Here is a 23821-nt window from a genome sequence, read left to right as displayed (position 1 = left end):
GCCTGTTTTATAAACCTTTTGCCAAATACATATCGCAACGGATGAAGAAGTTCAGCATAATATTCACGGTGATAGCCATAGCGGTTGCTGTATCGGCATGCTCCAAAAAGGGCACGCCGGATGAAACCGGGCCGGTTACGCCGCCGGTTACCAATACCGATAAGGTTTATGACCTTACCGGTCTGCAATATAAAAGCTACACAGGTTTGGTGATGGCGGGCTACCAGGGCTGGTTTGCCGCCGAGGGCGACGACTCGCACCGGGGCTGGTACCATTACCAGGGTAACGGCGGCTTTTTCCCGGGCAACACCAATGTAGATTTCTGGCCGGATATTACCGAGTACACCAAACGTTACAAATCGCCATTCAAATTTGCCGATGGCTCGGATGCTTACCTGTACAGCCCCTACGACGAAGAAAGCGTAGACCTGCACTTTAAGTGGATGAAAGATTACGGTATAGATGGCGTGCATATGCAACGTTTCGTGGGCGAGATAAAACCCTCCAACGCAGCAGGCAAAAGGCACTTTAACAAAGTGTTGGCCAATGCGCTGAAAGCCGCCAAGAAATACGGCCGCGCCATAAGTGTAATGTACGACCTGAGCGGATGCAGCAGTGCCGACGTTGCCTACGTAGAGCAGGACTGGAACGAATTGCTGACGACCTTTAAACTGGCCGATAACAAGGAGAACCCAACCTTCCTGTATCATAACGGCAGACCTATGCTTACCATATGGGGCGTGGGTTTCAACGATGGCCGCAGCTACACTATTGATGACGTAAGCAAACTGGTTGGCAAGCTGAAAGGCAGCGACAACAAGTTCTCGGTAATGCTGGGCGTGCCATACTACTGGCGCACCCTGGGCGACGATACCGAAAAATCGACCGCGCTACACACCCTCATCAAAAAATGCGATGTGGTGATGCCCTGGGCCGTTGGCCGCTTCAATTCGGCAGGCTACAAGGCGCAGAACGTTTACGATGATATCCAATGGTGCAAAGCCAACAAGGTTGATTACGTACCCTTGGTGTTCCCCGGTTTTACCTGGGGCAATATGCACAAAGATCCGAGTATCTACTACGCCATCCCGCGCTTAAAAGGCGACTTTTTATGGCAGCAGATTGCGGGGGCAAAAAACACCGGGGCAAAATCTTTGTACGTAGCCATGTTTGATGAGATAGATGAGGGTACTGCCATTTTTAAAGCAGCCAGGGCGGCCGATGTACCGCTTAACGGGAGCACAGGGTTAAAATTCGTAGGCATAGAGAACGAGCTTGCTTCTGATTATTACCTGTGGTTAACCGGGCAGGGTGCAAAATGGTTCCATGGCGAGGGGACATACACCGGCGCGAAGCCGACGAGGTAGCAGCGCTTTTAAAAGAACAACAGGCATGCCTGCATAACAACAGGCCGGCCTTAACCAATTTTTAAACTTTAAAACTTAAAGGAAATGAAACTAATAAAAACTGCGATGGCATGTGCCATCTTTGTTATGGGGCTTGGGGTAACAGGCTGCCAAAAAGAGAAGTTTACATCAAGGGATACATCTGGTGTGGTACCGCCGCCGCCGCCACCACCGCCGCCGGTAGTACCGGTAGATCTTTCATTAGTACAATACACGGCGGTAGATGCTAAGGATGGCTGGCAAACCGTTGGCGACCCGGTTATAGAAACCACGGGCCAAAAAGAAGGTGCCGGTTACCTGAAGAACAGCATTAAAAACGGCGACGATTTTATGCAGTTCATCTATAAACCGGCTGCCGCTTTCGATACCAAATTAACCGCAACAAACGGCCAGTTCCTTTTTTGGTGGTACTTGTCTGATCCATCGTTGCTTAAAGCCGATGGCCAGATAGAGATCAACAGCGTGGGCGATTTCGATAAGGAAGAATACGGATGGAACATAGCTGATATCAAATCGACGCTTAAAACGGGCTGGAACGAGATTGCGCTTAACTTCAATACAGCCAACAAATCGGGCGGAGATTTTAACCCGGCCAACCTTAAACAGTTCCGTATTTTCTTCTTTACAGATGGCAAAGACCACGCGGAACTGGTTTCTGGCGTAGATAACCTGCGCTTCCGCATAGCGCCGCCTGCGCCGGCCGTTTCTTTCGACCATGCCGACGAGCCTGCGGGCTGGGAAACTGTTGGTACGCCTTTCTTCGAAACTTCGGGCAAGAAAGAAGGCACCGGCTATCTTAAGAACACCATCAAAAACGGCGACGATTTTATGCAGTTCATCAAACAACAGGCAACGCCAATCAACACAAGCTTTACCGAAGGTAGCGGCAGATTCAAATTCTGGTGGTATATCTCCGATGTTTCTTTGCTGAAAGAAGATGGCTCGATAGAGATTACCAGCTCGGGTAAATCAGACGACCACGAATCGGCATGGGATGTGGCTCCATTGATTCCAACTTTAAAGAACGGTTGGAACGAGATTTCGCTCGATTTTGATAAAGCCAATAAAACCGGCGATGGCGGAGCAGATTATAAAGCGATAGATCACTTCCGCATCTTCTTCTTCACCAAAACAAAAGATCACGCCGACCTGGTCACGGGGATAGATGATCTGCGTTTCGAAGAGAAAAGATAACCTTACCCAACCTTAATACTAATCCTTTTAAACAAAAGCAGGGGAGAGCAACCCTCCCCCTGCTTTTTAATAAACCATAGTATAATGACTACTTCTACCCTGTTAACAGCATCACCGCAAAAAAGCAAGTGGTTTAAAGCAGCCGCCCTTGCCGCATGCTTCGGCATTATATCTACCGTAAATTGCCTGGCCCAGCAAAAAACCGCAGCGGCCGTAGGCAATCCCTTTGTAACCGATATGTACACCGCAGATCCATCGGCCCATGTATGGAAAGATGGCCGCCTGTACGTATATCCCTCGCACGATATTTTTCCAGCACGCGGCTGCGACCTGATGGACCAGTACCACGTATATTCTACCGATGATATGGTGCATTGGAAAGACCATGGCGAAGTACTACGCGCCGCCGATGTAGACTGGGGCCGCAAAGAGGGCGGCTTTATGTGGGCGCCGGATGCTGCTTACAAAAACGGCACCTATTACTTCTACTTCCCCCACCCAAGTGGCACCGAATGGAACGCTACCTGGAAAATAGGCGTGGCCACCAGCAAAAGCCCCATTGGCCCATTTAAATCGCAAGGCTACATCAAAGGCCTCGAATCGTTGATAGACCCTTGCGTTTTTGTTGACGACGACGGGCAGGCCTATTTCTATTATGGCGGCGGCGGCACCAGCAAAGGCGGTAAGCTGAAAGCCAATATGATGGAGATAGACGGCGAGATGCGCAAAATGGAAGGCCTGGAAGATTTCCACGAGGCTACCTGGGTGCATAAAAAAGACGGGGTGTATTACCTCTCCTACTCAGATAACCATGATGTAGACGGCAAGCACAACCAGATGCGCTATGCCACCAGCAAAAGCCCGCTAGGCCCCTGGACGTATCAGGGCATTTACATGGACCCAACCGATAGCTACACCAACCACGGCTCTATCGTAAAATTCAAAGGGCAGTGGTACTCGTTTTACCACAATAGCGCTATTTCGGGGGAGGATTGGCTGCGCTCGATATGCGTAGACAAGTTGTTCTACAATGCCGATGGCACCATACAAAAAGTAGTGCCCAGTCCCTATAAAAAAACATTGGCCGATAATAAGGTCAACTAAAAAACCATGAATGAGTCTCCGCAGGGTCTCTTTGAAAAAGGACCCTGCGGCAACTTGCAGAGCGGGTATGCCAGGCGGATATGCTGAGCGGGAATGTCCTCGTGCCGCAGGGTCCTTTTTCAAAGAGACCCTGCGGGAACAGGAGGGGAGACATTGAGGTTAAGCTTTTTGCCCTTTTCCATTTCCCCACCCTCTCTGCTTCGCAAAGAGGGTCGACGCCCGCGCATGCGGGCCGTCGGGGTGAGTCAAATATGCGAGCGATAAGAAACGGATTAGGCTGGCGGCTATGCGGAAACGGGGAAATGGGGAAATGGGGAAACATGGGGGAGATTTTTTTCTCTCTTCAACCCTCTTTGCGAAGCAGAGAGGGTCGACGCCCGCGCATGCGGGCCGTCGGGGTGAGTCAAATATGCGAGCGATAGGAAACAGATTCGTCTGACGGCTATGTAAGTGAAAGAGGGGGTTGTAAAACCCATAAATAACATGAATTAAAAATGAATAAAAAACTCATCAACGCCCTCCTTCTGGCGGGCCTTGCCTTAGGAGCCTGCTCAAAAAAAGGCGGAACAGATAATAAACCGGTAACGCCGGTGGTGATAGAGGACCCTAAGGGAGATGACCTCAAAAACCCCTTCGTTACCGATATTTTCACTGCCGACCCATCCGCACATGTTTGGGCCGATGGTCGGTTGTACGTGTACCCATCGCACGATATCGCCCCGCCCCGCGGCTGCGATCTGATGGACCAGTACCACGTGTACTCCACCGCCGATATGCTTACCTGGCGCGATGAAGGCGAGATTTTCCGCGCTACGGATGCAGAATGGGGCCGCAAGGATGGCGGTTTTATGTGGGCACCTGATGCAGCCTATAAAAACGGCACTTACTACTTTTACTACCCGCACCCCAGCGGCGATGAGTGGAACACCACCTGGAAAATTGGCGTAGCTACCAGCAAAAGCCCCGCAAAGGATTTTAAATCGCAGGGCTACATCAAAGGCCTCGAATCGTTGATAGACCCTTGTGTGTTTGTAGACGACGACGGACAGGCCTACTTCTATTACGGCGGCGGCAACGTTTGCAAAGGCGGCAAGCTGAAGGATAACATGATGGAGATAGATGGCGAAATGAAAACCATGCAGGGCCTCAACGATTTCCACGAGGCCAGTTGGGTACATAAAAAGGATGGCGTTTATTACCTCTCCTACGCCGATAACTTCAACGAGGCGGGCAAGCATAACCGCATGCGCTATGCTACCAGCAGCAGCCCCCTTGGCCCATGGACCTATCGCGGCGTGTACATCGACCCTACGGATAGCTTCACCGACCATGGCTCTATCGTAGAGTTCAAGGGCCAATGGTATGCCTTTTACCATAACAGCTCGCTATCCGGCAACGATTGGCTGCGCTCCATCTGTGTAAACAAACTATACTATAATGCCGATGGCAGCATCCGCAAGGTGATACAAACCAACCTTACGGGCGCAAAAAAATAACTGGAAATTAATCATGAAACGCTATATAACCCTTTTTGTAATTGTTTCGCAGGTGATTGCCACGCCCGTTTTTGCACAGAAATTATCGGGCAAGCCAACGGCACTTTTAACAACCGACTTAAAATACTGGGATACCTTTTTAGGCGTACCGCACACCAGCGTTGCTTTAGACGGCTACCGAAAGGGCGATGGCATGAACGGCACACCAATAGGCTTGAATAAAGACCCACTGCACGTATTCACGGTAGAAATGATAGATGGGCAGCCGGTATTGCACATTAGCGGGCAGATGTACGGCGGCCTAAGCACCAAGCAAGAGTTTGAAAACTATCACCTTAAGGTAGAATTTAAGTGGGGAGAGCAAAAATACGAACCCCGTTTGAAAGATAAACGCGACAACGGCATTATTTACCACGCCACCGGGCCGCATGGCCAGTTTTGGAATGTTTGGATGCGTGGGCACGAATTCCAGGTGCAGGAAGGTGATATGGGCGACTATTACTCGCTGGCTGGCGTGGGGATGGATATCAACGCAAGCACAAAACCAAATCTCGCTAAAAAGGAGTGGGTTTATGACCCTGCCGGTCCGCTGGTGCAATTCACCTCTAACCGTACGCCTGCAAGCACCTGTTTGCACAGCGGCAATTACGAAAAGCCAAACGGCGAGTGGAACACCCTGGAGCTGTATTGCTATGGCGATAAAAGCATCCATGTGGTTAACGGGCATGTGGTTTTGGTATTACAAAACTCGCGCCTATCGCCAAATGAAGGGCCTGAAACAAGCTATTCGAAAGGTAAAATACAGATACAATCAGAAGGCGCTGAGGCGTACTACCGCAACATCACCATAACCAGGTTAACCAGCCTGCCAGCGCTTTAGCAATACATCAATTAGCCAAAATCATCAACCAAAATATAAATAAGCAACCATGAGAAGAAGCACATTCAATACCCTGATACTGGCCGGCCTTATAGCCGCCGTAAGCAGCTGCTCTAAAGGCAGCAAGCCCGATCCTACGCCGGTTACCCCGCCAAAGGATACCACCAAGGTAGATATTACCCCATCGCCTCCGGGAGATGTGGTAGGCAAGGTAATTGTTGGTTACCAGGGCTGGTTTGCCGCCATCGGCGATGGATCGCCCATAAACCGTTACTGGCACTGGAGCAACACCTGGGAGGAGCAGCCATCCACAACCAATAAAGCCATTTCGGCCTGGCCCGATGTGCGCGATTATACCAGCACCTTCCCTACCAAGTTTGGCAATTTGGGTAATGGGCAGCCTGCTACGCTGTTCTCGTCGTTTAGCGATCAAACCATCAATACGCAGTTTAAATGGATGAAGGATTATGGCATTGATGGCGCGGCACTGCAGCGTTTTAACCCAAGCGGTTTAGAGGGCCCCGTGCGCGATGCCATGGCCGCCAAAACCAGGATTGCCGCCGAAGCAAACGGCGTTAAGTTTTACATCATGTACGATGTAAGCGGCTGGAACAGTATGCAAACCGACCTGAAGACAGACTGGACGAACAAAATGTCGGCCTTAACGGCCTCGCCTATGTACGCTAAACAGAACGGCAAACCCGTGGTATGTATATGGGGTTTCGGCTTTAACGATAGCAACCACGCTTTTTCGGCTGCGCAATGTATCGATGTAATCAAATGGTTCCAAAGCAAGGGCTGCTACGTTATTGGCGGCGTCCCCACCAACTGGTTAAAGCAGGAAAGCGACTCGCGGCCATTGTTCCTGAGTGCCTATAAACAATTCGACATGCTTTCGCCATGGATGGTGGGAAGGATTGGCAATGCCAACCAGTCCGACGGTTTCTATTCAAACATCAACCGCGCCGACCAAGGCTATTGCAACGCCAACGGTATCGATTACCAGCCCTGCGTATTACCCGGCGACCTATCCGCCCGCCAGCGCGCGCACGGCGATTTTATGTGGCGCCAGTTTTACAACATGACGCGCCTTGGTGCACAAGGCATCTACATATCGATGTTTGATGAATACAACGAGGGTAACCAGATAGCCAAAACAGCCGAAAGCCAGGCATTTGTACCAACAGGCTCCGGCTTTCAATCGCTGGATGAGGATGGCACCCCCTGCTCTTCAGATTACTACCTGCGCCTTACCGGCGACGGTGCCAAAATGTTCAAGAAATTAACGCCGCTAACGGCAACCCGGCCAACCAAGCCCGTGGAATAAAGAGCCTGTGCTTCACAGTTAATTGGTTATACTTTTGAGAGAGAGGGGTAAGTCGAGAGGCTTGCCCCTTGTTTTTTCGGGTCCCGTATAAGATTTTTCGCTATCGCTCAAGAGATAGTTTCTCTTCGCCCCGCCCCCTTTCACGAGCAATAGCCCATCACAGACAGAATCACCAAACTTTCCGATGGAACGTAAGCAAACCGACATTTTTTATTTCTACCAACCACACGTTCCTATGGAACGAAATTGCTTTCCTCATCCCTTCGGGATGTTTGGTTGGTAGAAAAACGCCAAAAACCGATTACGTTCCATCGGAACGTTTGGTGATTCATCGGCCTGTCAATTCATGGGCCCTTTCACGACCCTCCCTTCTGTTCGTCAACATTGGTTTATACCGGTTGCACGCAGAAGATTTCTCCTCGCCCTCTTTCACCGCCTCACGCTTCAGTTCGTCGAGATCACAAAATATCTAATTTGCAAACGCCAAATTAAACGCCACCAGTATCACATATTGCAGCACCAGCACCCCATCCAGGTAAAAGAAATAGTAGTACTCGTTGCGCTCCCATTTAGAACGGAAGATGAGCCAGCCCATGAGTATAGCCGTAGCGCTGAGCGCGAAGAAATCGACACTAAAACCATTGTTGCGGAACATGAATAGCAGCACCACATAGCCGGCAAGCAGCACCTGGCAAAACAGGTAGGCGTTCCGCTCTCCCCAGGCAACGGGGATGGTTTTAAGGCCCGATTGCCTGTCGTGAAACAAATCGCGGATATCGAATGGTACCGTAAGCGCACCGATAAACAACGACCGTTTGGCAATAAGAATCATCGTATCACGCAGGGATACATCGGCAAGGTGCAGGTTTTCGGCTTCTAAAATCGGCAATAAAACGCAGCTTAGTGCCCATACAAGGGTAATCAATATCGGTTTTAAACCCGGTATATTGCGCAAGCCGAACTTATGCTCGCCTATAGTAAAAAGCGGTATGCTGTAGCAAAACGATAAGATGGAAAGGAATACCAGCAATATCCTCGCTTCCATCGAAAGCAGGAAGAACAGGGGGATAAGTGAGAGCAGGGATACGATGGTGAAGGTAACCATTAACCTATAATGCGCAAAGAACCAGCGCACGCGGCGGTAGGGAGAAGCCTCGGGTTTAGCGGGTTTGGTAAGCAGTATGCTGAAATTGTAAATGCCCAATGTGGAGGTAAACAGCAGCCAGGTAACAGCCGGTATGGGTTTTGAACCAATCAAGTGGAAGGTTACCATCGCCTGCGCCACCGCACAAAGCGACATGAACAGGTTACTGAACAGGATAAAATCAAATACAGAACGGGCAATGTTTTTCATTGGCAACCATTGAGGCCAGGCCCTGGGGTAGTTCTTAGGCTTTTAAAGATGGATCGGCCCCGGCTTTTAATGTAAAAATAGTAATCTCCGGCAATATTCCAATCCGCCCTGGATAGCCTAAAAAGCCATAACCCACGTTTACGTAAATCTGCTGATGCGCTTCGCGATACAGGCCGGCCCATTCGGTGTACACATATTCTATCGGGCTCCACTGGAAATCGGGCGTGCGCACGCCAAACTGCATGCCATGGGTATGCCCGCTGAACATGGCATCTATCTGCGGATACTTGGGTATTACCTCAGCCCGCCAATGCGAAGGATCGTGCGAGAGCAATAGTTTTACGGGCAAATCGTCGGTATTCACTACGGCTTTTTCCATGCGTCCGTATTTGGGGAACCGGCTCATCTCGCCCCAGTTGCCTATGCCCAAAATGCCGATTTCTTCGTTGCCCACTTTAAGGCGGCGGTTTACATCAACCAGTAAATCCCAGCCCAGTTCTTTATGGGCGGCTATCATATCGGCGTTATTTTTGACTTTATCGGCAGGGGTTGGCCATTCGCCATAGTCGCCATAGTCGTGGTTGCCCAAAATGGAGTACACGCCCAGCGGCGCACGTACTTTGTTAAACACGTCTATGTAGTGCTTAACCTCCCAGGTTTGGCTGTTCACCAAATCGCCGGTAAAGAATATCACATCGGCTTTTTGTTTCAGCAGCATTTCTACCCCGGCTTTCATTTGCCATTTGCTATGGAAACTGCCCGAGTGTATGTCTGATATCTGCCCTATGCGCATGCCATCGAAAGCTTTGGGCAGGTTGGGCAGGTAAAGATCTACGTTTTGCAGCTGGTAATCGTACAGCCCCTTGCTCATATTGTGCTTTATGCCATACAAGGGTATAGCGCCCGCAAGCAGACCCGCTTTCATCAGAAACTCCGAACGTGGGATGGATTTGAATGTGGGCTCTTCGGGTGTGGCAGTAGCAGTTGCAGGAGCGGTAGCAGTTGCAGCGGCTTCGTTAGTGGCAGTAACGGTAGCAGTGGCAGTATCAGGGGAGGCGGTAGTGGTATCCTGTCTTTTGTTTTTGCGAATGAGGTAGACCACAAACCGGCGTACATCGTCAACCAAAATAAACAGCACGTAAAATATCTTGAAGATAAAGGTGATGAAGAACAGGAAGAGTAACGCCCCGCGTACGCCCACCCCGCCCATCTGCACGTAGATAGCCGAGAACAGCGCCGTAACCAAAAATATCGATGAGCCCCAGTAGAAACGGTTAAACCACCTCTTGTGGATAAATTTTGTTTTCTTGAACGCCGTTTGCAGCCCCCGCAAAATGTAATAGTCGATAGCTAAAAGAACGATGATAATAAGAATGGTAATAATCGGGCCCTGCATTAATTTAAAGCTGGTAAACAGTCGGGTTAGTAGCGGTCGTCGTCGATATCCAAATCGTCGTCGGGCTGCAAGTTAAACAAGCTATTGAACATATCCGAGAAAGCAAAGCCATTATCTAAAAATCCTTTGTTTAGCTGCGAAAACTCGGCCAGGCCATGCAGAATAAATTCTTGTAAAAGCAAGGATTGGTTCTCGCTAAGGCTGGGGTGGAATTTCTTCACGATATCCTTCAAGCCGGGTACGGCGTTCAGCAGTTTTTTGTATTCCTGTGCGGGCAGGCCATCCACTAAGGCAATGCTGTTGCCATCGCCAAACCAGTTGATAATTTCGGCGTAAGGGTTTGGTGCCTTTGCTTTCTTGGTCTTCTCCGGATCGGGGAAAAACTGCAGCAGCAACGTTTTGATGGCCTTGCCGATAAGGATATTGGCCACTTTGCCCGGGCCTTCCAGCTCGCCCTCGTAAACCAATTCTATTTTACCTGTGATTGCCGGGATAACGCCCAGGAAATCGGATATCCGCACGAAGGTCGATTTTTCGCCATTGATAATCATCCGGCGCTCGGCATTGCTGATGAGGTTCTCGTAAGCCGATATTGTTAAACGCGCAGAAACGCCCGATTTCTTGTCGATGTATTCTGATGCGCGGGCTTCAAAAGCTATTTGCTCAACCAAATCTTTCACCAGCCCATCAGCCTCCACATTACTGCGCTGCTCTTTGGTAAGCATGGCTTCTTGCTGGGTTATCTTGCGCGATATTTCTAACGTGCGTGGGTAGTGGGTAAGTATCTGGCTCTCTATACGGTCTTTCAACGGCGTAACGATGGAACCACGGTTGGTGTAATCCTCGGGGTTGGCCGTGAATACGAATTGCAGATCTAGCGGCAGGCGCAGCTTAAAGCCACGTATCTGTATATCCCTTTCCTGCAGTATATTGAACAGCGATACCTGGATGCGGGCTTGCAAATCGGGCAGTTCGTTTATCACGAAGATGCCGCGGTGCGCGCGGGGTATCAAACCGAAGTGGATAACACGCTCGTCTGAATAAGTCAACTTCATGGTGGCTGCCTTTATCGGGTCAACATCACCAATCAAATCGGCAACGGTAACATCCGGGGTAGCCAGCTTTTCTGTATAACGTTCGCTGCGGTGTACCCAGGCTATGGGGGTTTCGTCGCCATGGGCTTCGATGGTGTTATGGCCGTACCAACTGATAGGCGCCAATGGGTCGTCGAACAATTCGGAGCCTGCTATATACGGCACGTACTCATCCAACAGGTTCACCAACAGCCGCGCAATACGCGTTTTTGCCTGTCCGCGTAAACCCAGCAATAATATGTTATGGCGCGATAGGATAGCCGTCTGCAAATCGGGGATAACCGTATCCTCAAAACCTACGATGCCTTCAAAACCGCCTTCTTTATTTTGTAATTGGGTAATCAGGTTAGCCCGCAATTCATCCTTTACCGACCGGCTCACGTAGCCCGATTGCTTTAGCTGCCCAAGTGTTGTTATATCTTTTTTACTCATTCTTCGTTTTTATTGTCACCGATTGCACCGATTTAATTGATTTCACCGATAACACCGTTTCTTTTTGATTTTATTGTCACCGATTACATTTGATTAAAATGATTTCACCGATGAGTATTATATTTACTTGATTATTATTTCTTGTCTCTTGATTCTTATCTCTTGACTCTCGGGCTTACCTCTTGCCTCTCGAGCTTACCTCACATTCTTCCTTCTGTTCTTCGCGTAGTCCTCAAAAATGTATTCGCCAAGGTTATTCAGCGAGCTGTAAAAGGCCTTGCCGCCATTGGTTTCGGTAAATTTACGCACGAACTGCTGCAGGTAGGGGTCCTTCGCTATCATAAACGTGGTGATAGGGATCTTTAGCCGTTTGCATTGCGCCGCCATGTTCAGGGTTTTGTTTACCACTTTCCTGTCCAGCCCGATGCTATTCTTATAATACTTGGTGCCTTCCTTTAAGCAGGTGGGCTTGCCATCGGTTATCATAAAAATTTGTTTGTTGTGCGTTTTACGGCGGCGAAGCATATCGGTGGCCAACTCCAGGCCTGCGTAAGTGTTGGTATGGTAAGGCCCTACCTGTAGGTAAGGTAAATCCTGCAAAGTAATGGGCCAGGCATCATTGCCGAATACCACGATGTCCAAGGTGTCTTTAGGATATTTGGTGCGGATAAGCTCGGCCAGGGCCATCGCTACCTTTTTGGCAGGAGTGATGCGATCCTCGCCGTAAAGGATCATCGAGTGCGAAATATCGATCATAAGCACAGTAGAGGTGAGAGTTTTGTAGTCCATCTCCTCCACTTCCAGGTCGCGCTCGGTCATCATAAAATCGTTGCCGATGCCGTGGTTCACCTGCGCATTCTGAATAGATTGCGTCATGTCTATCTGGTCCAGGCTGTCGCCGAACTCAAATTCGCGGCGCTCGGCGTTCTTTTCGTCGCCCTGTCCGCTTTGCGGCGAGCGGTGGTTACCCTTGCCCGATTTCTTCAGCTTGCCGAAAATTTCTTCCAGGGCAGCTTGCCGTATGGTTTGCTCCGTTTTGGCGGTGATCTTTATCTCGCCGCTTTGGTTGTCCTCATTCAGATAGCCTTTTTGCTTCAGCTCATCGATAAAATCGCCCATGCCATACTCATCGTTGGTGAGGTTGTATTGCTTGTCGAGCTCATTAAGCCAGGCCAAAGCTTCGCCTGCATCACCGGCGGTGTAGTTAAGCAATTCTAAAAATAACTTCAGTAATTCTTCAAACCCGCCTTTGGGGATTTGGTTGGGCGTGAACTTCGAAAATCCGTAACCGCGCATGTTGTACCCTTTCTTGAATATAAAGTAACGGATAATTTAATTCAAAAGTTTAGGCGCGGCGGCATTTAAGCGCAATTGTTATGCTGATATGACAAACACTTGGTGGTAAGGGGAAAGCCATGATAGTGGTGTGCGGGAATACTGACTACGGCTTTACTGACGGGCAGACGCGCATTTATCGATCAGCTTGGCGCCCCCTTTGGGCCGGGCTTTCCGTTTATACGCCTGCAGGCCTTACGCGCAATGGCTCCCCACAGCTGTGGGGACTGCAATCCCTGGCGCATTGTCTAAACCATGATTCATCGGATTAAACGATGAGCTTGATTTTGAAATTCCAAAGCTGGAAATTCCTGGAAATCTATAGCTAAAATCAGCGCAAAAACTGGAAAAAGCTGGAAATTGATATATTACCTACAAAATAGATAAATTTCTCTAAATGAGATACTTATCGAAACAAGCTAAAATAAAGGCGTTTTTTTATACCTCCCCGAAAAAGCCCAAAAAACACCCGAAAAGGTAAGAAAAACACCGAAAAATCGAAGAAAAACGAAGGTTTTTGAAGGTATTTTGGCAAATTTAAACCTGCGATGCGAATTGTTCATGCCAGTCAATTCCTCCTGATTTTCCGAATTTCTATAAAATAAAAACTGGAAAAAATCTACCAACTCGCTCGGGCGGTCGGCTACTTCGTAATCGTTACGGTTTACGCTGCGCCAGGGCGTATTCCCCGGCGCAGATCAAGATAAAGCAAACCAATAACCTCTTCATAGCGTTTTATTTGCCGTTCAGTTTTTTAATCAAGTCAACCTCTTCCTGGCGGTAAGGCGTTCCGTCTTTCCTAAAGATATCGTGAAACCATTCTTTCGGTTCGCTGCCATCGGGGATGGGGTTGTCCCAGGCGTATATGGTGTTGGTCTTGCCCATCACAAAACCCCAGTTCAGCGCGCCCACGTTCTCGTTCTTCAGCATGGGCATTACGTTGGCAAATTTGCTGCCGCGGGTGCGGGCCATGTATTCGGTGCAGATGAGGGGTTTGCCGTGGCTTTTAAGCAATTGTATTGTTTTAAGGTGCGATTTCTCGTCGGTATAATCATGATAGGTGATCACATCCGAGTTAAGGGCCTGGTAGGCGTTCAGCTTTTCGTAGCTCCAATCCCATAAGCCGGCAGATACGGGTTGATCAGGGTTTACTTCGCGGGCCCAGGCAAATACCTTAACCAGCAAAGGCATCGACGCTTCGCGCTTGCCCGAGTTGCCCGGCTCGTTGAACAAATCCCAAAGCAGTATGCGTTTATCGTGTTTAAAGGTAGTCAGTACATCTTTTACGTAAGCCTCCAGTTCGGGGAAGATGCCTGCGTCTTTAATCCTGTTACCGGGGTCCTGCAACCAGCCCGAATTGTGGATGCCTGTTTTTGGGGCAGGTTGCTTGCCAATTTTGGCATCGGCGTTCCAGCAATCGTCAAAAAAAACGAACATGGTTTGAATATGATGCTTATTGGCAATAGCCAGATATTGATCTATCCGCTTTTTAAAGCCCGGTTTATCCTGTTTCCACGCAAGGCTGTAGAGGAACACCCTCATGGTATTGAAACCAAGGCCTTCGGCGTAGCCCAGCTCTTTATCTATAGTAGCCGCATCGAAGGTATCGGCCTGCCACATTTCCAGCTGGTTGATGGCCGTGCTCGGGATAAAATCGCTGCCGCTCATCCATTTATGCTGCGCATACCAGGCATTGGCCTTAGCAGGTGTCCATATTTTTCCGGCGGGCGCTTTTTGCGCGAAAGCTGTAACAGAAAGTAGGGCGGCAATAAATATTGCCGAGAGGAATTTATAGTGTATCTTTTTCATAAAATATAATTGGCACCGCTAAATATATAATTTAGTTGAGAGTTGGCTTCGCATTATAGTCTCATTTTTAAAAACGATACAAATACGCTAATCGATATACGGGAGCCCCCTACTGCTGCCGGTGTTGCCCTGCTTTTAAATACGTTAATTACGCGGCAAATATTTAACCATTTGGCAATGGTACATTGCCTATGAGTACCACTCATAATAATTACAACTCTTATTACTTTTCGCCGTATAAGTGTTTTACATACTTTTTAAAGTATGTTTATATTTAGTGATATAATGCTAATAATAAGGCATATAAATTATGATATAATTGATAATTTAGCAGCCCTATAAGTATCATACCAATTAAAGTAAAGTCTATATTACATAAAGAGATTGCAACAACGCTGAGTTGTATTGAGGGCTAAGGCCCTTTTTTGGCATGTTTATTCGTATTGATACTATTGATTTTAAACAGAACAGGGAACTAAGTACAGATGAGTTTTTTTGAGTGTCATAATTTCTTTGGAGAAAGCCCGGCTCATCTTGCGCGTTTAATAAACAATATTAATACCGGTGTATGGGAGTATAACACCGTTACCAAAAAAGCAAAATGGTCTGACGGGTTCTACGCTATTTTAGGATACGCCCCCGGGGAAATCGAATGCTCATACCACAACTTCTTCGAGAACATCCTGTACTACCACGATAAGCAAACCTTTTTAAAAGCCACCCATTACACCGGCCCCGGCCCTACCCCCATCGCACATATCAGGCTGCTGACCAAAGCAGGAGGATACCAATGGTTCGAAAGCTCGGCCCTTAAGCACGATGAGGGCGACGGCCAGTTTGTTTACGGTGTGTTGAATAATATCAATAACTATAAAATTGCCGAATTTAAGGCTGCACAAGCCGAATTCATGTGCTCCGAAACCGGCCGCATTGCCCGCCTGGGCGGCTGGGAGATTGATGCATCCACCATGGCACTGCATTTATCGCGCGAGATTTATAATATTTACGAGCTTTATGGCGATGTGAAACTGGATATAGAGGAAGCCCTGAGCTTTTTTGAACCGCAGTATCGCCCCGTTGTTGCCAAAGCTATTGAAGACGCTATACACCTAAGCAAACCTTACGATTTGGAGGTGCTTTTCAAAACGGCCAAAAACAATGTTATTTGGGTACGTACCAAAGGCTTGCCTGTTATTGATAACTATGGCAAATGCATTGCCGTAAGGGGGATTTTCCAGGATATAGATATCATCAAGAAATGCGGGCTAAGCATGCAATCGTCTATCAACCTGTTGGATGACCAGAACAAACGCCTGCAAAACTTCGCCTACATCGTATCGCACAACCTGCGCTCGCATGCGGGTAACCTTAAGTTTATGGTGAACCTGTTCGAAGAAACCAGGCTGGAGAATGATAAGCAGGAGATATTTTCGCATATCAAAACCATCAGCGATAGCCTCAGCGCCACTATGGGCCACCTGGATGAGATTGTGAAGATACAATCTGAAATTGGTAAAGAACGCAAACTGGTAGCGTTCCGCACTATCTTCGATAACGTTAAAGCCATCTTAAGGGCAAATATCGATGCCACAAATGCACAAATTAACGCAGATTTTAACGATGCGCCGGAGGTAAGCTATATCCCGGCCTACCTGGAGAGTGTTTTTCAGAACCTGCTTACCAACGCCATTAAATATAAACATCCCGACCGCCCCCCTGTAGTAAACTGCTACACGCAAAGAGACGATAAACACACTTACCTGATATTTGAAGACAACGGCATAGGTATCGACCTGAAACGCTACGGCGACCAGCTATTTGGCATGTACCGCACCTTCCATCAAAACAAAGACGCCAAGGGCATTGGCCTTTTTATTACCCGAAACCAGATAGAAGCCCTCGGCGGCACCATCGACATAGACAGTACTGTAAATATTGGCACAAAATTTACTATAAGGCTGGTATAAAATTTATATAACGAATGATTTTTGAACGACAAATGGTGACAGCCTGTATAATTGATGACGACGATATTTTCATTTACGGCTTCAAAAAATTCATAGAAATAAAGGGTGTTTTTGCGCATATCCTTCATTTCAGTAATGGCAAGGAGGCAATAGACTACCTTAAAGACCCAAGCTACGCCGGCAGCCTGCCCGATGTGATATTCGTGGATATCAACATGCCGGTGATGGATGGTTGGGAGTTTACCCAAAATTTTGAGGAAATAAAATCCCTAATCGGGAAAAAAATATCCGTGTACGCAATCAGCTCTTCAGTTGATATTAAAGATATCAACCGTGCAAAAAATAATCCAATGATAAAAGATTATATCCTGAAGCCGATTAGCGAATCGCACGTTGCAGAAATCATCAACTCTTACCAGCCCAGGCCGGGCTTCGGCTGTTTAAACTAATTTGTTTTGGGTGCTTCCCAAACAAAAAAAGACGCGGGGGTTAGCGCGTCTCTGTAAAGTAATGAGAAGCAAGCGCGCAGGTGCTTGCCATTAAGTCAATTTATTCAATATAGCTTTCCAGTATCTTGAAGCCGGTAGTAGTGGTCAGTTCCACTAAATCGACGGTTTTAGGCAGCAGTATGCATTCGCCCATTTTTACCGGATATGCGGCACCATCGTGCGTAATGGTGTATTCGCCTGCCACGCAAACGTGTATCACGAACGAATCGAGGAAGGAATAGTCCTTTGTTACCCCCTCGGTAAAATCCATAATATTGGTGGTGAAGTAAGGGCAACTTACTGCGCGCACCGTTTCGTCTTTCTGGGGGATGTAAAGCGTTTTGTACTCGTCGTAATGCTTGTAGTCGATTGCTGCCAATGCTTCCTGCGTGTGCAACTCACGTTTGTTGCCCTTGTCATCTACCCTATCAAAATCGTAAATGCGATAGGTGATATCAGATGTTTGCTGTATTTCGGCAATAAGCAAGCCTTTGCCAATGGTGTGCACACGGCCGGCGGGTAAAAAGTAAACATCGCCTGCGGCCACATCTTCTTTATTCAATATATCCATAATGTGGCCGCCATTTAAGGCATCCACATACTCCTGCTCGGTCATTTCGCGGTTGAAGCCGGTAATAAGGGTGCTGCCCGGGTCGGCTTCAATCACATACCACATCTCAGTTTTACCGAAAGAATTGTGGCGTTCTTTGGCCAGTTCGTCGTTAGGGTGCACCTGTACGCTCAGGTCGTCGTTAGCATCTATAAATTTAACCAGCAGCGGGAAGATGTTGCCGAAATGGGCGTACACCTTATCGCCAACCAACTGGCCCTGGTATTGCTCCAGCAAAGCAGCCAGCGATTGGCCTTCCAGCGCACCGCCATCCACTACAGATACATCAGACTTTACGCCCGATATTTCCCAGGTTTCGCCGCAATTGGGCAGGCTGCCGATATCTTTATGCAGGTAGGTTTCTATTTTGTGGCCACCCCAAATTTTGTCTTTGTAGATGGTTTTGAATTTTAGCGGATATAATGCTGACATGGGTATGCTTTGTTAGTGACGGCTAAGTTAAAGATTTTGGTGACGCCCCGAATAAGGTTTTTCTAAAAACAAGTACGATAACAGCCATTAAGGCCGTGTGCAGGTAAATAAAATCGGCTATGCCTAAAAAATGAGCTTGCGTAAGTACGCCGGCTTTTAAAACCTTGCCCAGCAGTATAAACTCGTAAACCTTCATTATAATTAAAGGCAGCGCGCAAAAAGCCACCAATACCCAAACGTGATGTCTATTTGCCAGCCTTTTATAAACTACATACAGTGGCGGAAAAGCAAGAGAGAAAACGAGTGCAAAACCAAGTCCTTTTATAAGCCAAATGGGCTGGCCCTGAGGCAATACTTTCAATACAGTTGTTTCGTCGCCCCCACCCATGCCTGCGGTAAGTATGCGTGCAAAGGCTACGTTACCAATAACCAAAACAAAAGCAGCCGGCCAAAGGTTTTTGTTATCAGACCGTAACATAAAAAAGCCGGTCCACATACACAGATAGCTAAACACCGGGCCAAATATGGTTGGTATGTAAGCATATGGGGAGTTCGCGCAATCCTTGCTCAAGGTCCATAAATTAAAATCGAGTTGGATGCCGGGCTGGCCGCAAACAAAATAAGCCGCCGTAAGGTGCGCCATCTCGTGCAATTGCCCAAACACAAAAACAAAAGCCATAAAGGCGAGGCAATACCGCCACGTGATGTTGATTTTCATGCCGCTGAGACGACATGTAACAAAAAGTGGTTACAATCAAAAAAGCCCATCCTTTTTCAAGGACAGGCTTCCAAATATTTAAAGCGGATAATTACTTACCCAGCTTCTTTTTCAAATTTTCGTCGATAGCTTCCAAAAACTCTTCGGTGTACAGGTAATCGGTACCGTGTTCAACCTTTGGTTTTATGGTGATGGCCAAATCCTTGGTCATTTTGCCGCTTTCTACAGTTTCTATACAAACTTCTTCCAGAGCCTTGCAGAAATCGATAAGCTCCTGGTTACCATCCAATATACCGCGGAACTCTAAGCCGCGTGTCCATGCAAAAATAGATGCAATTGGGTTGGTTGATGTTGGGCGGCCGGCCTGGTGCTCGCGATAGTGGCGGGTTACCGTACCGTGCGCTGCTTCTGCTTCCATTACGGTTCCGTCCGGAGTAACCAGGGTAGAGGTCATTAAACCTAGTGAACCAAAACCTTGCGCAACGGTGTCTGATTGTACGTCGCCATCGTAGTTTTTACAAGCCCATACAAAGTTGCCGTTCCATTTAAGGGCCGATGCAACCATGTCATCGATAAGGCGGTGCTCGTAAGTAATACCTGCTTCGGCAAATTTAGTTTTGTAATCTGCCTGGTATATTTCTTCGAAGATATCTTTAAAACGGCCATCGTATTTTTTAAGGATGGTGTTTTTGGTAGACAAGTATAACGGCCAGCCCTTCATCAATGCCTGGTTAAAGCAAGCATGCGCAAAGCCTATAATAGATTCGTCGGTGTTGTACATGGTTAAAGCCACGCCATCGCCTTTAAAGTTAAACACCTCGAACGATTGTTCGGGGCTACCGTCCTCGGGCGTAAACTTAACGGTAAGCTTGCCTTTGCCTTTTGTTAAAAAGTCGGTAGCGCGGTACTGATCGCCAAAAGCGTGGCGGCCAATGCATATTGGGGCTGTCCAGTTAGGTACTAAACGCGGCACGTTGCTCATCACTATCGGCTCGCGAAAAACGGTACCATCTAATATATTACGGATGGTGCCGTTAGGCGATTTCCACATCTGTTTAAGGCTAAACTCTTTCACTCGATCTTCATCGGGCGTAATGGTGGCGCATTTTATGCCCACACCATATTGTTTAATGGCGTTTGCAGCATCGATGGTAACCTGGTCATCAGTCTCATCGCGATACTCGATACCCAGATCGTAGTATTTTATATCCACATCCAGATAAGGGATAATCAATTTATCTTTTATGAATTTCCAGATGATGCGTGTCATTTCATCACCATCCAGCTCAACTACCGGGTTTTGTACTTTAATTTTAGACATACCTTACTATGGTTATTATTTTGATTTAACGGTTTCAAACTTACATAAAATTTTATTTGTAAATTTTCACAATACCGCCATAATTTTAAAAAAACCGCGTTATGTAGGGGCTTTGTTTAAATTATTTGCAATAGCCCGCTGTGAAAATTCGTTTTCCCGATAAGCAAACAATAAAATAAATAGTGTATTTTAACCCCGGCAATTAATTTAGTGGCGGTGTTGCCGTATAAGTTGTAGCCGCTAAGTTTTATAAAAAATTTATTATCCGCTATTTTACCTGTAGCACTGCTGTTATATTATGATGAAGTTGCTTTTCAAAACAACATTTTTTACGCTTTTATTAACCTCTTTCGCGCTCCTGTCTAAAGCTCAAATTGGCTACGATTATGCCCAGTACGATTTTAGCCTCGGCGGTTCGGTCAACAAGGTTTACGGCGATGCCGAAACCCTCAAAAACAAATTAGGCGTAAATGTTGGCTTTACATACAACTCAACCCCGTTTGTAAATTATATAGTAGAGATACAGGCAGGGAATTTAGAGGGAGGGGACGAAAATACTAAATCGGGCAGGGCCTTTAAAAACAGCTACACTGCCTTTTTATTCAGGGGGCAATTACAGGCAGGTGAGCTGATAGATTATTCGCGCAGTGGCTTTATGAACGCTATCAAGAACCTTTACGTATCGGGCGGCTTAGGTTATATCATCAATGATTTAAAATATGTACACCGTACATCCGAAATCACCCCCGGCTTTTTTACCGATGGCCTTGATAAAAGCAACGAACTGCTGATGCCTTTGAGGCTGGGTTACGAACTGAAATTCTTTAACCAATACAACGAGCCATCTTTCAAGGTGGATCTTGGCGCATCGTACATTCACGATTTTGGCGATAATATGGACGGCTTTGCAGCCGGCAAAAGCAAAGATATACTGATACAATACAGCGTATCTCTTAAATTTGCAATAGGCGGCGTTACCTCATACCGCAAACAAATACATTATTGATCCCTGCGTTGTAAACACGGGCTTTTTGGCAGGGTTTTTAATGTATAATAGTGTACAAAACAAAAACCTATGATAGCCAACGACGAAAACAACGGACAGAAAACCGACCCTGAATACAGGGACGAAGATCTGGAAAACAACGCAGAGGATACCGCCGATAGCGACGACCTTAATTTTAACGAAGCCGAGGACAGCTTTGAATACGATGTAAAAGGCGACGACCCTGATTACGACCACCCCGACCCCTACGACACAGCCGTGAAAAACGGCGACGATATCAACTCCAGCTACGACGAGGCAAACCCTTACGATACCAAGGGCGAATATGATGCTGTGCGATCTATAGAGACGGACGCTGAAAGCCTCGGAATGCATATAGATAGCGGCAAAATAGTAGAACTAAGCCCGTTGGATGCCAAACTTGCCCACACGCCAGAAGACGATCGCGACGACCTGGACGAAGAAGGTTACCCTAAGAATGATAAGTAAGTTAGGGGAAGGTTGGAAATATTAAAAGGTTGCCAATCAAAAATACGAGAACAAAAGGGATGGCTTTTAAGAGAGCCGTCCCTTTTGCTTAATTCGTGGGAATTCATGTCAATCTAATCGAAATCTAAATTAAACTTATTCTTCAGATCCATCAGCTGCGGGTTTTTGGCAGCCATGTGCTGAAATTTTTCCAGCGAGGTGTAAGGTTTGCGCACTACCGTTGTTTCTTCTACACGGGCGTTTACCTCTATATCGAAGTTGCGCAGCGTGGTACGCAAAAAATTAAGCACGTTGGGCCGCTCGTCCCTGAAATCTTTTTCCTGTACTTTATTGGATACAAGCACCTCAAAGTTGCCGGGCGATAGTACCCTGGGGGTAACCGATGTAAAAATATTATACAAACTGGCCGATTTACCCTCCGCTTTCAGCTTTGCGCCGTGGTTGGTCCATAGCTGCAAAAACTCGTCGATGGTAAAGGGCTCTTTGTCCTCGCCTTTTAAATAGGGGTCTTCTTCTATCGCCAGCGCCTCTTCCACCTGTTTACCCAGCTCTTTGAAATTGGGTATTTTGGTGGTTGTAACGCCCGATTGCAAATTGGCCATCAAAGATACTTTGGGTTTATCGGCGGGCGACCCCAGCTCTACAGGTGAAGCGACAACCGCTGGTTTAGCGGTTTCCTGCGGCGGCATACGGTTAAAAACAGCGGGGGTATCGCGCAGCAAAGGCACCTCATCGTTGTTTGCAGGCGGTAAAGTATCGTTTTTTGTTACTGTATCAGGTTTTTTTTTTAGCTCCCCTTGCGGGGCAGCAACTGCCTGTGGCATTGGCGCGGTGGCCAGGTTGAATACCGAAAGCAAGTGGCACATCTTCAACAACGCAAGCTCTACCTGCAACCGTTGGTTTTTACTTTGCTTATAGCCGATATCGCACTGGTTGGCAATATTCATCGCGGATAGCAGGAAAGAAACAGATGCCGCCTGTGATTGCTGCAGGTAACGCGCTTTTATCGTTTCGCTCACCTCAAGCAATTTGATAGTAGCAGTATCCTTGCCCACCAGCAGGTTGCGGAAGTGCTCGGAAAGGCCGGATATAAAATGCGCACCATCAAATCCTTTAGATAATATCTCATCAAACAGCAGCAGCGTTTGGGCGTTATCCTCGCCCAGCAGCCTATCAGTTATGCTGAAATAATAATCATAGTCAAGTATGTTGAGGTTATCGATAACCGAGCGGTAGGTAACATTGCCGCCGCTGAAGCTCACGATTTGGTCGAACATGGAGAGCGCATCCCGCAAGCCGCCATCTGCCTTTTGGGCGATGATATGCAGGCCGTCGTTTTCGTAGCTGATGCTTTCTTTTTGCGCGATGTTGGCCAGGTGCCCGGCCATATCCTCTACCCGTATGCGATTGAAATCGAATATCTGGCAGCGCGAAAGGATGGTTGGCAGTATCTTATGCTTCTCGGTAGTGGCTAATATAAATATAGCGTAATTAGGCGGTTCTTCCAGCGTTTTCAGGAAAGCGTTGAACGCTGCCTGTGATAGCATGTGCACCTCATCTATAATATAAACCTTATAACGTGCAGCTTGTGGCGGTATGCGTACCTGCTCTATCAGGCTGCGGATATCATCTACCGAGTTGTTCGATGCTGCATCGAGTTCGTGAACGTTAAATGAGTTGCCATTGGTAAAGGCACGGCAGCTATCGCAAGTGCCACAGGCTTCGCCATTGGGTTGCAAGTTGGTACAATTGATGGTTTTAGCCAGAATACGCGCACAGGTAGTTTTGCCTACGCCCCTTGGCCCGCAGAACAAAAATGCCTGCGCCAGCTGATTATTTTTAATGGCGTTTTTTAACGTATTGGTGATATGTTGCTGACCAACAACCGTTTCAAAAGTAGCCGGGCGGTATTTGCGTGCCGAAACAATAAAATTATCCACAGGTATAAAGGTAGCAAGAAATT

General features: G+C 47.5%; 19 protein-coding genes. 10 read left to right on the top strand and 9 right to left on the bottom strand.

Translation table 11 applies throughout. From position 1 onward, the window contains the following. The first annotated feature begins 41 nt into the window (after positions 1–41). From AC1DXC_RS18995 to AC1DXC_RS18970, 6 genes are all read left to right on the top strand, one after another. On the top strand, positions 42–1367 hold the full coding sequence (locus AC1DXC_RS18995; RefSeq protein ID WP_477460754.1) for a glycoside hydrolase family 99 protein: 1326 nt from the start codon (positions 42–44) through the stop codon (positions 1365–1367). 84 nt (positions 1368–1451) lie between these two features. Beyond that, positions 1452–2600: a hypothetical protein gene (locus AC1DXC_RS18990; RefSeq protein WP_477460753.1), complete on the top strand. Its 1149-nt coding sequence runs from the start codon at positions 1452–1454 to the stop codon at positions 2598–2600. A gap of 84 nt (positions 2601–2684) precedes the next feature. Beyond that, positions 2685–3704: a family 43 glycosylhydrolase gene (locus AC1DXC_RS18985; RefSeq protein ID WP_477460752.1), complete on the top strand. Its 1020-nt coding sequence runs from the start codon at positions 2685–2687 to the stop codon at positions 3702–3704. A gap of 494 nt (positions 3705–4198) precedes the next feature. Further along, positions 4199–5200 carry a family 43 glycosylhydrolase gene (locus AC1DXC_RS18980; RefSeq protein WP_477460751.1) on the top strand — a complete coding sequence of 334 codons (1002 nt, stop codon included), beginning with the start codon at positions 4199–4201 and terminating at the stop codon, positions 5198–5200. A 13-nt stretch (positions 5201–5213) separates the two neighbouring features. After that, positions 5214–6080, top strand: coding sequence for a 3-keto-disaccharide hydrolase (locus AC1DXC_RS18975; RefSeq protein ID WP_477460750.1), 867 nt, complete (start codon positions 5214–5216; stop codon positions 6078–6080). Between the two features lie 49 nt (positions 6081–6129). Beyond that, positions 6130–7407, top strand: coding sequence for a glycoside hydrolase family 99 protein (locus AC1DXC_RS18970; protein ID WP_477460749.1), 1278 nt, complete (start codon positions 6130–6132; stop codon positions 7405–7407). A 469-nt stretch (positions 7408–7876) separates the two neighbouring features. Here AC1DXC_RS18970 and AC1DXC_RS18965 read toward each other — a convergent pair whose 3' ends face one another. The 5 genes from AC1DXC_RS18965 to AC1DXC_RS18945 all read right to left on the bottom strand — a co-directional run bounded on the left by AC1DXC_RS18965 (position 7877) and on the right by AC1DXC_RS18945 (position 14827). Further along, the gene (locus AC1DXC_RS18965; protein WP_477460748.1) at positions 7877–8761 is read right to left on the bottom strand and encodes a UbiA prenyltransferase family protein; all 885 of its coding nucleotides are present in this window, start codon (positions 8759–8761) and stop codon (positions 7877–7879) included. Positions 8762–8795: 34 nt separating this feature from the next. Next, positions 8796–10157: a metallophosphoesterase gene (locus AC1DXC_RS18960; protein ID WP_477460747.1), complete on the bottom strand. Its 1362-nt coding sequence runs from the start codon at positions 10155–10157 to the stop codon at positions 8796–8798. Positions 10158–10183: 26 nt separating this feature from the next. Continuing rightward, complete coding sequence (locus tag AC1DXC_RS18955) at positions 10184–11683, bottom strand: sigma 54-interacting transcriptional regulator (RefSeq protein WP_477460746.1); 1500 nt, start codon at positions 11681–11683, stop codon at positions 10184–10186. Between the two features lie 195 nt (positions 11684–11878). Beyond that, complete coding sequence (locus AC1DXC_RS18950; protein WP_477460745.1) at positions 11879–12979, bottom strand: vWA domain-containing protein; 1101 nt, start codon at positions 12977–12979, stop codon at positions 11879–11881. A 774-nt stretch (positions 12980–13753) separates the two neighbouring features. Beyond that, complete coding sequence (locus tag AC1DXC_RS18945; RefSeq protein WP_477460744.1) at positions 13754–14827, bottom strand: glycoside hydrolase 5 family protein; 1074 nt, start codon at positions 14825–14827, stop codon at positions 13754–13756. A gap of 485 nt (positions 14828–15312) precedes the next feature. Between AC1DXC_RS18945 and AC1DXC_RS18940 the strand changes: the two genes are divergently transcribed. Both AC1DXC_RS18940 and AC1DXC_RS18935 read left to right on the top strand, forming a co-directional pair. Then, on the top strand, positions 15313–16794 hold the full coding sequence (locus AC1DXC_RS18940) for a PAS domain-containing sensor histidine kinase (protein WP_477460743.1): 1482 nt from the start codon (positions 15313–15315) through the stop codon (positions 16792–16794). Between the two features lie 14 nt (positions 16795–16808). Next, on the top strand, positions 16809–17243 hold the full coding sequence (locus tag AC1DXC_RS18935) for a response regulator (protein WP_477460742.1): 435 nt from the start codon (positions 16809–16811) through the stop codon (positions 17241–17243). A gap of 100 nt (positions 17244–17343) precedes the next feature. Here the strand turns inward: AC1DXC_RS18935 and AC1DXC_RS18930 are convergent, their stop codons facing one another. The 3 genes from AC1DXC_RS18930 to AC1DXC_RS18920 all read right to left on the bottom strand — a co-directional run bounded on the left by AC1DXC_RS18930 (position 17344) and on the right by AC1DXC_RS18920 (position 20363). Further along, positions 17344–18324 (bottom strand): type I phosphomannose isomerase catalytic subunit, encoded by a 981-nt coding sequence (locus AC1DXC_RS18930; protein ID WP_477460741.1) that lies wholly within the window; start codon positions 18322–18324, stop codon positions 17344–17346. A gap of 22 nt (positions 18325–18346) precedes the next feature. Next, the gene (locus tag AC1DXC_RS18925; RefSeq protein WP_477460740.1) at positions 18347–19042 is read right to left on the bottom strand and encodes a hypothetical protein; all 696 of its coding nucleotides are present in this window, start codon (positions 19040–19042) and stop codon (positions 18347–18349) included. 91 nt (positions 19043–19133) lie between these two features. Next, positions 19134–20363 (bottom strand): NADP-dependent isocitrate dehydrogenase, encoded by a 1230-nt coding sequence (locus AC1DXC_RS18920; RefSeq protein ID WP_477460739.1) that lies wholly within the window; start codon positions 20361–20363, stop codon positions 19134–19136. Between the two features lie 298 nt (positions 20364–20661). On the opposite strand from AC1DXC_RS18920, the gene AC1DXC_RS18915 reads away from it, so the two are divergent. Both AC1DXC_RS18915 and AC1DXC_RS18910 read left to right on the top strand, forming a co-directional pair. Beyond that, the gene (locus tag AC1DXC_RS18915; RefSeq protein ID WP_477460738.1) at positions 20662–21369 is read left to right on the top strand and encodes a hypothetical protein; all 708 of its coding nucleotides are present in this window, start codon (positions 20662–20664) and stop codon (positions 21367–21369) included. 69 nt (positions 21370–21438) lie between these two features. Continuing rightward, entirely contained in the window at positions 21439–21858 is a 420-nt protein-coding gene (locus tag AC1DXC_RS18910) for a hypothetical protein (RefSeq protein WP_477460737.1), read from the top strand. 113 nt (positions 21859–21971) lie between these two features. On the opposite strand, the gene AC1DXC_RS18905 is transcribed toward AC1DXC_RS18910, so the two are convergent. Continuing rightward, positions 21972–23798, bottom strand: a complete 1827-nt coding sequence (locus tag AC1DXC_RS18905) for a DNA polymerase III subunit gamma/tau (protein WP_477460736.1) — start codon at positions 23796–23798, stop codon at positions 21972–21974. Between the last annotated feature and the right edge of the window lie 23 nt (positions 23799–23821).

Source organism: Mucilaginibacter sp. P2_D11 (assembly GCF_056404435.1).
Note: the sequence above shows the minus strand (reverse complement) of the source record. Positions and strands in the feature narration are given on the sequence as shown.